The following is a 3,135-nucleotide window of genomic DNA, read 5'->3' as shown; positions in this document are numbered from 1 at the left end:
AACTTCGCCCAGGCCGAGGTCGACTACGTCACCGCGATCGGCGGCATCGACATCCAGAACGGCAAGGCGCTCGGCCGCGACTACCAGTTCTCCGACCTGATCCGCAATTACGATGCGGTGTTCCTCGGCACGGGGCTTGGCGGCGTCAACGCGCTGCGCGCCGACGGCGAGGATGCCGCCGGCGTCACCAACGCTGTCGAATTCATTGCCGAACTGCGCCAGGCCAGCGACCTCTCAGGCTTGCCGGTCGGCCGCCGCGTCGTCGTCATCGGCGGCGGCATGACGGCGATCGACGCCGCCGTGCAGTCGAAGCTGCTTGGCGCCGAGGAGGTGACGATCTGCTACCGGCGCGGCCAGGAGCATATGAACGCCTCCGAGTTCGAGCAGGACCTGGCCGCTGCCAACGGCGTCACCATCCGCCATTGGCTGCAGCCGAAGCGGGTGATCGCCGAAGGTGGCAAGGTCAGTGCCATCGAACTCGAATACACCGCGCTCATCGGGGATAAGCTTGCCGGCACCGGCGAGACGCTGACGCTGGTTGCCGACCAGGTGTTCAAGGCCATCGGTCAGAGTTTTGTGCCGGTCGCACTCAACGGCAGCGGGGCGTCAATCGACCTCGAAGCCGGCCGCATCAAGGTTGACGAGGAAGGGCGCACCTCGCTGGCCAAGGTCTGGGCCGGCGGCGACTGCATTTTTGGTGGCGACGACCTGACCGTCTCGGCCGTGGCGCAAGGGCGCGATGCGGCTGAGAGCATCCACAGGAGCCTGACCCAGGGATAAGGATCATGGCCACGGTGGAACCGGGCATTGCCCGTCACTACGAGAGTTCAGGCCTGGAGCAGCGGATTCTTGCCGCGCTTGCCGATACTGGCGTGGAAATCGCCCTTCTGAGCGCCGATGATCTCGCCGCAGTCGACGAATTCCACATTGGCGGCGTGGCCGCCACCAGGGAACTCATCGACCAGATGGGGCTGAAGCCTGGAGTCCGGCTTCTCGACATCGGTTCAGGCATCGGCGGTCCGGCCCGTTTTGCCGCGAACAATGCCGGCGCCGACGTCACCGGCATCGACCTCACGCAAAGCTATGTCGACATCGCGGCCAGCCTGTCGAAACAGGTGGGAATGGACGGCAAGACGCGCTTCGTGCAGGGCAGCGCGCTGGACATGCCGTTCGACAAGGCCAGCTTCGATGCGGCAATGATCCTGCATGTCGGCATGAACCTGCCCGACAAGCGCAAACTGATGAGCGAGGCCGCCCGTGTGCTCAAGTCCGGCGGCGTCTTCGCTGTCTACGACGTGATGCGGCTCAAGGACGGCGCGCTGACCTATCCGCTGCCATGGGCATCCGACGAGACCATGTCCTTTGTCGCCACGCCAGACAACTATCGTTCGGCGGCCACCGCGGCGGGCTTCTCGGTGACCGCGGAGCGCCCACGCGGTGCTTTCGCCATAGAATTCTTCGCGAAGATGCGCGCCCGCATGGCCGCCGCACAGGCCGAGGGCAAAAAGCCGCCGCCCGGCGTCGGCCTCGTCATGGGCGAGGATGCCCGCACCAAGATCGCCAATCTCACCGCCGCGCTTGAGGGCGGCATTCTTGCTCCCGTGGAAATGCTCCTTCGTCTCGGTTGAAAGGGACCTGTCATGGCTGACATCCGCAACAATTTCGTCGGCATCAAATCGCCCAATCCGTTCTGGCTGGCCTCGGCGCCGCCGACCGACAAGGCCTACAACGTCATCCGCGCCTTCAAGGCGGGTTGGGGCGGTGTCGTCTGGAAGACGCTGGGCGAAGAGGGGCCGCCGGTGGTCAACGTCAACGGCCCGCGCTATGGCGCGATCTGGGGCGCCGACCGGCGCCTGCTCGGCCTCAACAACATCGAGCTGATCACCGACCGCGATTTGCAGACCAACCTGCGCGAGATGAAGCAAGTCAAGATGGACTGGCCCGACCGCGCGCTGATCGCATCCATCATGGTACCTTGCGTCGAGGAAAGCTGGAAATCCATCCTGCCGCTGGTCGAGGAGACCGGCGCCGACGGCATCGAGCTCAATTTCGGCTGCCCGCACGGCATGTCGGAGCGCGGCATGGGGGCGGCCGTCGGCCAGGTGCCGGAATATATCGAAATGGTGGTGCGCTGGTGCAAGCAATATACGCGCATGCCCGTCATCACCAAGCTGACGCCCAACATCGCCGATATCCGCAAACCGGCGCGGGCAGCGCATGCCGGCGGCACCGACGCGGTGTCGCTGATCAACACCATCAATTCGATCACCGGCGTCGACCTCGACAGTTTCGCACCGATGCCGACCATCGACGGCAAGGGTTCGCATGGCGGCTATTGCGGCCCGGCTGTGAAGCCGATCGCCATGAACATGGTGGCGGAGATCGCGCGCGACCCCGAAACCCGCGACCTGCCGATCTCCGGCATCGGCGGCATCACCACGTGGCGGGACGCCGCCGAATTCATGGCGCTTGGCGCCGGCAACGTGCAGGTCTGTACGGCGGCGATGACCTATGGCTTCAAGATCGTGCAGGAGATGATCGCCGGCCTCGAAAACTGGATGGATGAGAAGGGCCACCGCTCGCTCGACGACATCATCGGCCGTGCCACGCCCAACGTCACCGACTGGCAGTACCTCAACCTCAACTATGTCGCCAAGGCGCGTATCGACCAGGATGCCTGCATCAAATGCGGCCGCTGCCACATCGCCTGCGAGGACACCTCGCACCAGGCGATCACCAGCATGGTCAACGGCGTCAGGCATTTCGAGGTGATCGAGGCCGAGTGCGTCGGCTGCAATCTGTGCGTCAATGTCTGCCCGGTCGACAATTGCATCACCATGGAGCCGCTGGCGGCCGGTGCGTTGGACCAGCGCACCGGCAGACCGGTGTCGCCGGTCTATGCCAACTGGACGACGCATCCGAACAACCCGATGGCCAAGGTGGCGGCGGAGTAGCGACAGATCTTCGACGAAAAAAGCGGCGTCTTCGGGCGCCGTTTTTTTCAGTTTCCTAGAGCGGGATGAAATTTATAAGAGTCGTGGGATTCCCAAATCATCGCCGTTCTGATTCAACATGCATGCTGGGAGGAGGCCAGCATGGATGGCAGGGTATTCGATGGATCTTCGCGAGCGGGTT

General features: G+C 64.1%; 3 protein-coding genes. All 3 read left to right on the top strand.

Translation table 11 applies throughout. From position 1 onward, the window contains the following. Window positions 1-780, top strand: a 780-nt coding sequence (locus O7A61_RS31705; protein WP_337133099.1) for an FAD-dependent oxidoreductase, incomplete at its 5' end; no start/stop codon positions are given. 5 nt (window positions 781-785) lie between these two features. Further along, window positions 786-1,628, top strand: a complete 843-nt coding sequence (locus O7A61_RS31700; protein WP_337133098.1) for a class I SAM-dependent methyltransferase — start codon at window positions 786-788, stop codon at window positions 1,626-1,628. A 12-nt stretch (window positions 1,629-1,640) separates the two neighbouring features. Then, on the top strand, window positions 1,641-2,954 hold the full coding sequence (gene preA / locus O7A61_RS31695; RefSeq protein ID WP_140747597.1) for an NAD-dependent dihydropyrimidine dehydrogenase subunit PreA: 1,314 nt from the start codon (window positions 1,641-1,643) through the stop codon (window positions 2,952-2,954). Window positions 2,955-3,135 lie beyond the last annotated feature (181 nt).

The organism is Mesorhizobium sp. Cs1321R2N1, from assembly GCF_037179725.1.
Taxonomy (GTDB): Bacteria; Pseudomonadota; Alphaproteobacteria; order Rhizobiales; family Rhizobiaceae; genus Mesorhizobium; species Mesorhizobium salmacidum.
This window is presented reverse-complemented; position numbering and strand designations above follow the sequence as displayed.